Raw genomic sequence first — 7,142 nt, forward strand, 5'->3', positions numbered from 1 at the left:
CCCCACAAGGGGGAGGGGGACTTTGCGGCCGCCATGCCGCGCAAAACCGTTGACGAATGGGGCCTAGCTGAGACGCGGCCAGATCCCCCTCCCCCTTGTGGGGAGGGGTTAGGGGTGGGGGTAAACCCCTATGCGGTCACCCTGCCCACAAGAGCAAAACTGCCACCGGCCTTCCTTGTCTGGCTGGTCATCGCCCTGGCGCTGGCGTGGTGGCTCCACTCCAGCAGCATGCCGGCCGAGATCCTGACCTATTGGGAGGACATCACCTATCTCGCCGTCCAGCATATCGAGCTGGTCGCATGGTCTGGCGGGCTGGCCATTCTCGTCGGCGTGCCGGTCGGCATCGTGCTGTCGCGCCCGGCGCTGCGGAAAGTTTCCGAGGCCGCGCTGCAGATCTTCAATCTCGGCACCACCATCCCGACCCTCGCCATCCTGGCGCTGTCGATGTCGGTGCTCGGCATCGGCACGGTGCCGGCGATCTTCGGCCTGTGGGCGGCGACGCTGCTGCCGATCGTACGCAACACCTATACCGGCCTGCGCGCCGTGCCGGCCCATCTCGTCGAAGCAGCGCACGGCATGGGCATGACGCCCGCCCAGGTGCTCTGGCGCGTCGAGCTGCCCAATGCGCTGTTCGTCATCTTCGGCGGCATCCGCACCGCGCTTGCCATCTGCGTCGGCTCGGCGCCGCTTGTCTTCCTGATCGGCGCCGGCGGCCTCGGCGAGCTGATCTTCACCGGCATCGCGCTCGACGAGCTGCCGATGATGCTCGCCGGCGCGATTCCGACCGCGCTGATCGCGGTCATCACCGACTTCGTCGTCGGCCGGCTGCAATTCCATCTCGTTCCGCGAGGCATCAACCCGCTGCGCTGACGCGGGCGGAAACAAGTCAACCAAAAGGGGAGTAGAATGGGAGCTTTTCTGAAAAAACTCGGAGCTTTTTCGAAATTTGTCGGCGGTCTTGCGTCCGCTATGGCGGTTTTCGGACTGGCACATACCGCCACGGCGGCCGAGCTGACGGTCGGCGGCAAAGCCTTCACCGAGCAGCTGATCATCGCCGAGATGACGAAGCAACTGTTGGAGAGCAAGGGCCACAACGTCGACAAGAAGGACGGCATGGGCACCAAGATCGTCCGCGCCGCCCTGGAGAACGGCGAGGTCGACCTCTACTGGGAATACACCGGCACCTCGCTGATCACCTTCAACAAGGTCACCGAGAAACTGTCGCCCGAGGACACCTATGCGCGGGTGAAAGAGCTCGACGGCGAGAAGGGCCTGGTCTGGCTGAAGCCCTCCAAGGCCAACAACACCTACGCCATGGTGGTGCGCGGCGACAATCCGAAGACCGACGGCATGGCCACCGTCTCCGACCTCGCCGCCGCCTATAACGCCGGCACGGCGGTTACGCTCGGCACCACGGCCGAGTTCCCGAAGCGCGAGGACGGGCTGATCGGCCTGCAGAAGACCTACGGCTTCGAGGCCGGTCGCGCCAATGTCCGGCCGATGGATCTCGGCCTCGCCTACAACGCGCTCGCCAATGGCGATCTCGACGTGGTCTCGGCCCAGGCCACCGACGGCCAGATCGCCGCGATGAAGCTGAAGCTGCTCAAGGACGACAAGGGCTTCTTCCCCGACTACGCGCTCACCCCGGTGGTGCGCAAGGAGGTGCTCGACGCCAATCCCGACCTGCAGGCCATCCTGGAATCGCTCTCGGCAAAACTCGACGACAGCGTCATGCAGCGGCTGAACGCCGAGGTCGACGTCGACAGGAAGACGGTCGAGGCCGTCTCCACCGGTTTCCTCAAGGAAAGCGGCCTGATGTGAGCGAGCCCGGCGGGGCGGCCGTGCCGCCCCGCCATTCCGACGACAGCGAACCGTGATCGGAGGATCCAATGACGAAGACGATGCTGACCGACAGACCGCTTCATCCGCAGGCCCCGGCGGTGGCGGAGGGTTTCAGGACGGGCAAGGTGAACCGGCGGGAGTTTTTCGCCACCATGGCGGCGCTCGGCGTCAGCGCGTCGGGTGCCTTCGCCCTCGGCGGGCTGGCGCCGACGCCCGCGGCGGCGCAGGAGCCGCAGCGCGGCGGCATGCTGCGGGTCGCCATGAACGTCAAGGGCTGGCGCGACCCGCGCACCTTCGACGGCGTCGAGATGTCGAACGTCGCGCGCCAGTGCAACGAGTATCTTGTGCGCTGGAACCGCGACTTCAGCTTCGAGCCGTGGCTGCTCGAAAGCTGGGAGGTCAGCGACGACGCGAAGGAGCTGACGCTGCATGTCCGGCAGGGCATCGCCTGGTCGAACGGCGACACCTTCAACGCCGACGACGTCATCCACAATCTCACCCGCTGGTGCGACGCGACGGTGGAAGGCAACTCGCTCGCCGGCCGCATGGGCGGGCTCGTCGACCGGAACACCAGGAAGGCGCTGGACGGCGCCATCGAGCGGATCGACGACTACACGGTACGGCTGAAGCTGCCGCAGCCCGACATCTCGCTGATCCCCGGCATGGCCGATTATCCGGCGCTCATCATGCACCGCAGCTATGACGGCGAGACCGATCCTCTGAAGGCGCTGGCGATCACCACCGGCCCATGCGAGCTGGTGCGCTGGGACACCGAGGTCGGCGCGGAAGTCCGCCGCAAGGACAAGTGGTGGAAGGGCGACTTCCTGCTCGATGGCGTGCAGTGGACGGATTACGGCTCCGATCCCAACCCGATGTTCTCGGCCTTCGAATCCGGCGAGATCGACACCAACCACGAGACCTCCACCGACACCGTCTCACAGGCCGAGGCGCTCGGGCTCGCCAGTTCCGAGATCGCCACCGGCTCGACCATCGTGGCCCGCTTCAACGTCACCAACGCGCCCTATGACGACCAGCGGGTGCGTCGTGCCGCGCAGCTCGCAGTCGACAACGCCGCGGTAGTGAAGATCGGCCTGGACGATCGCGGCGTTCCGGCGGCCAACCACCACGTCGGACCGATGCATGAGGAATATGCCGACATCGGCCCGCATGTCCGCAATGTCGAGGAGGCGAAGAAGCTGCTCGAGGAGGCGGGCAAGAGCGGCCACGAATACGAGCTGATCTCGGTCGACGTGGAATGGCAGAAATCGTCCGCCGACGCCATCGCCGGGCAGATGCGCGAGGCCGGCCTGAAGATCAAGCGCACCGTGCTGCCGGCCGCCACCTTCTGGAACGACTGGAACAAATATCCCTTCTCCTGCACCGAATGGCTCGGGCGGCCGCTCGGCGTGCAGGTGCTGGCGCTCGCCTATCGCTCGGGCGGCGCCTGGAACGAGAGCGGCTATTCCGATCCGGAGTTCGACAAGCTGCTGGAGCAGGCGCTGGCAACGCCCGACGCCGGCAAGCGCCGCGAGCTGATGGCGAAGATAGAGACGATCCTCCGGGATTCCGGCGTCATCATCCAACCCTACTGGCGCAAGGTCTACCGCACCTACCGCGAAGGCGTGCATGGCTGCGACCAGCACCAAGCGCTGGAGCAGCATTGGGACAAGGCCTGGATCGAGCAGGCTTAGACGACGATGCGGCCGTCGGAGGCACCCGACTATCGGAAACGGATGGATGCCGAAACCTGGGCCTTCATCGACCGCATCGATGCCTTCTATCCGCCCGAGGCGATCGGCCTGCCGATCGAAGAGAACCGGGCGATCTACGATCGGATGAGCCGCGCCTTCCACGCCGGCCATCCGGCCGGTGTGACGGCCGAGACCGACGCCATGGAGGCTGGTGGACACGCCATTCCGGTTCGCGTCTATCGACGCGACGCGCCGGACAAGGCGGCCGTCGTGCTGTATTTTCACGGCGGCGGCTTCATCCTCGGCGGCCTCGACAGCCATGACGACATCTGCGCCGATCTTTGCGCCGGCACCGGCTTTGCCGTGGTCTCGGTCGACTACCGGCTGGCGCCGGAGCATACCGGCACAGCCGCCTTCGACGACGCGGTGGCTGCTTATGAGTGGGCCGTAAAAACCTTCCTCCGGCCGGTCGTGCTCGTCGGCGAATCCGCCGGCGGCACGCTGGCGGCGTGCCTTGCCCATCATCTGCGCGGTCATGGGGCGGCGCCGGCCGGCAAGGTGCTGGTCTATCCGATGCTCGGCGGCGACGAGAGCAAAGGCTCTTATGTCGTCCATGCCGAAGCGCCGCTGCTGTCGGCCCGCGACGTCGCGGTCTACAAGAACATCCGTACCGGCGGCGAGGATACCTCCGGCGACCCGCGCTACCTGCCGCTCGCCGACAGCGACTTCTCCGGCCTGCCGCCCACGATCATCTTCACCGCCGAATGCGACCCGCTGTCCTCCGACGGCGAGGCCTATCGCGACCGCCTGCTTGCGGCCGGCGGCAAGGCGCTGTGGCACGAGGAGAAGGGGCTACCGCACGGCTACCTCCGCGCACGCGCTACCGTGGCGCGCGCTCGCGACAGCTTTATTCGTATCGTTCAGGCGGTCGACACGCTCGGCAGGGGCGAGTGGGCGGGATGAGAGTCGTTTCCCCTCCCCTTGAAGGTCATGCGATCGGATACGGTAAATCGCCGAGGGCGCGACCTTCCATGACCCCCACCCCTAACCCCTCCCCACAAGGGGGAGGGGGACCTGCTTGCGTCACTGCTAGACGCCAATCATCACCTGTTTCGCGTGGCATAACGGCCGCAAAGTCCCCCTCCCCCTTGAGGGGAGGGGTTAGGGGTGGGGGTAATTCCGTCCAACGTCCCGTCTCAACGGAAGGGGTGCCCTCAGCGGCAGAACCCCTCAGGCCTCCCACCATCAACCAAACGGCGGCTCCCCTCCGCCACCACTGAAGGAACCCAAGCGTGGTCAAGATTTCCAACGTCCGGGTGAGGCCGCTGGTGCTGCCGCTGAAGCAGCCCTACCACTGGTCCTACGGCATTCGCGAGACCTTCGCCGTCAACCTGATCGAGATCGAGGCCGACGACGGCACCGTCGGCATCGGCGAATGCACGGTGGCGCCGGACCAGGGCGGCACCGCGGCCATCCTGAAGCGCCTCGCCGCGCATCTGGTCGGCCAGTCTCCCTATGACGTCGTGCCCTTGCTGTCCCGCATCTTCCATCAGGAATATCTCGGCCACGGCGCCAATCTCATGCGCGCCGCCAACCAGATGTTTTCGGGCATAGACATGGCGATGTGGGATCTGCAGGGCCGGCTGGCAAAGCTGCCCGTCCATCGCCTGCTCGGCGGCGCCCACCGCAAGGCCGTCGGTTATTTCTACTTCCTCCAGGGCGAGACGGCGGAGGAACTCGCTCGCGACGCAGCCAGCGCTCATGCCGCCGGCGAGCGCGTCTTCTACCTGAAGGTCGGGCGCGGCGAGGCGCTGGACCTTGAGATCGTCGCGGCGGTGCGCCGGGAGATCGGCGGGGCGCGGCTGCGCCTCGACGCCAACGAGGCCTGGGGCGTGCACGAGGCCATCACCATGTGCCGCAAGCTCGAAAAATTCGACATCGAGTTCATCGAGCAGCCGACGGTAAGCTGGAGCATCCCGGCCATGGCGCAGGTGCGCGAATCCGTCGGCATCCCGATCGTCGCCGACCAGTCGGCCTTCACGCTCCACGACGTCTACGAGATATGCCGGCAGCGCGCCGCCGACATGATCTGCATCGGCCCGCGCGAGATCGGCGGCATCCAGCCGATGCTGAAGGCGGCGGCGGTGGCCGAGGCGGCGGGACTGAAAATCTGCATCCACTCCTCCTTCACCACTGGCATCACCACCTCGGCCGAGCACCATATCGGCCTGGCGATCCCCAATCTCGACGATGGCAACCAGATCATGTGGCAGCTGGTTCGCAAGGACATCGTCGCTTCGCCGGACCTTGCGCCGAAGAACGGCTGGCTCGACGCCTTCCAGCAGCCCGGCCTCGGCTTCACGCTGGACGAAAGCCTGATTGCCGAGGGCGAGCGCCGCTTCCAGGCATCGCGGCAAGGCTGACCATGGCCGCCGTCACCGCCGCCGAGATCGAGCGAACCGCCCGCGCCGCCCTCGTCCGCGCCGGCACACTGCCCGAGAACGCCGCGCCGGTCGCCCGCGCCATCGCCCGCGCCGAGGCCGAGGGCAATTTCGTCTGCGGCCTGTTCTACCTGCCGATCTTCTGTGCGCACCTTGCCTGCGGCAAGATCGACGGAAAGACGGTACCGGCGATCGAGCGGGCTGGCGCGGCGATCCGCGTCGATGCCCGCCACGGCTTCGCCCATCCGGCGATCGAGGCGGGGCTGCCGCACCTGGCCGAGCCCGCCCGGCAATTCGGCATCGCCGCGCTGGCGGTGCGCAACTCCTACAACTGCCTGGCGCTCGCGCACCACGTGACGCCGCTGGCCGAGCGCGGGCTGATCGGCCTCTGCGTCGCCAACGCGCCGGCTTCGGTCGCCCCGCCCGGCGCGCGGGCGCCGCTCTTCGGCACCAATCCGCTCGCCTTCGCCGTGCCCGCGCCCGGCGGCCCCATCGTCGCCGACCAGAGCATGAGCGCGGTGACGAAGACGGAGATGGTGATGCGCCACGACCGCGGCGAGCCGATCCCGCTCGGCTGGGCGCAGGACCGCACGGGCGCGCCGACCACCGACGCCGCCGAGGGGCTTCTCGGCTCGCTGCTGCCGAGCGGCGGCCAGAAGGGCGCCAACATCGCGCTGCTGGTCGAGATTCTCGCCGCCGCGCTCACCGGCTCGAAGCTCGGCGTCGAGGCGAGCATGTTCGGCGACGACAAGGGCGGCCCGCCCGGCACCGGCCAGTTCATCCTGGCGATCGACCCGGCCCGCTTCGGCAATGACGGCTTCGCTGACAGTCTTGCCCGGCTGGCCGAGCGTTTTGCCGACGCCGGCGTGCGCCTGCCCGGCCGCGGTCGCGCCGCGCGGACGGACTGGGGCGAGACGGTGGTGGAGGTCGATGACGGTTTGTGGGAGCGGGTACGGGAGTTGGTGTAGCGTTGCCGGTCGTCGATCCAAACCGAAGAAAACCCCCTCTCCGTCTCGCCCTACGGGCTCGACACCTCTCCCCCACTGCGTGGGGGCGAGGAACCCAAGATGGATGAGCGCCGGCATCGCGGCAGCGGTTCCTCGCCCCCACGAAAGTGGCTACGGCATGCACACATCTTGGTCGTTTGTGGTGCGGCGGATTGACTCGG

The 7,142-nt window shown here is 67.4% G+C and carries 6 protein-coding genes; all 6 read left to right on the forward strand.

Translation table 11 applies throughout. The annotated features are described in order from the left end of the window. The first annotated feature begins 114 nt into the window (after positions 1–114). Complete coding sequence (locus AC5JDC_RS19500; protein WP_495843791.1) at positions 115–870, forward strand: ABC transporter permease; 756 nt, start codon at positions 115–117, stop codon at positions 868–870. Positions 871–969: 99 nt separating this feature from the next. After that, positions 970–1,821, forward strand: coding sequence for a glycine betaine ABC transporter substrate-binding protein (locus tag AC5JDC_RS19505; protein ID WP_495843794.1), 852 nt, complete (start codon positions 970–972; stop codon positions 1,819–1,821). A gap of 68 nt (positions 1,822–1,889) precedes the next feature. Then, the gene (locus tag AC5JDC_RS19510; RefSeq protein ID WP_495843796.1) at positions 1,890–3,533 is read left to right on the forward strand and encodes an ABC transporter substrate-binding protein; all 1,644 of its coding nucleotides are present in this window, start codon (positions 1,890–1,892) and stop codon (positions 3,531–3,533) included. A gap of 42 nt (positions 3,534–3,575) precedes the next feature. Next, entirely contained in the window at positions 3,576–4,496 is a 921-nt protein-coding gene (locus AC5JDC_RS19515) for an alpha/beta hydrolase (protein ID WP_495843798.1), read from the forward strand. A 329-nt stretch (positions 4,497–4,825) separates the two neighbouring features. Then, positions 4,826–5,956 carry a mandelate racemase/muconate lactonizing enzyme family protein gene (locus tag AC5JDC_RS19520; protein ID WP_495843800.1) on the forward strand — a complete coding sequence of 377 codons (1,131 nt, stop codon included), beginning with the start codon at positions 4,826–4,828 and terminating at the stop codon, positions 5,954–5,956. Between the two features lie 2 nt (positions 5,957–5,958). Further along, positions 5,959–6,942: an Ldh family oxidoreductase gene (locus AC5JDC_RS19525; protein ID WP_495843802.1), complete on the forward strand. Its 984-nt coding sequence runs from the start codon at positions 5,959–5,961 to the stop codon at positions 6,940–6,942. Positions 6,943–7,142: the final 200 nt, after the last annotated feature.

It is taken from the genome of Kumtagia sp., from assembly GCF_059502445.1.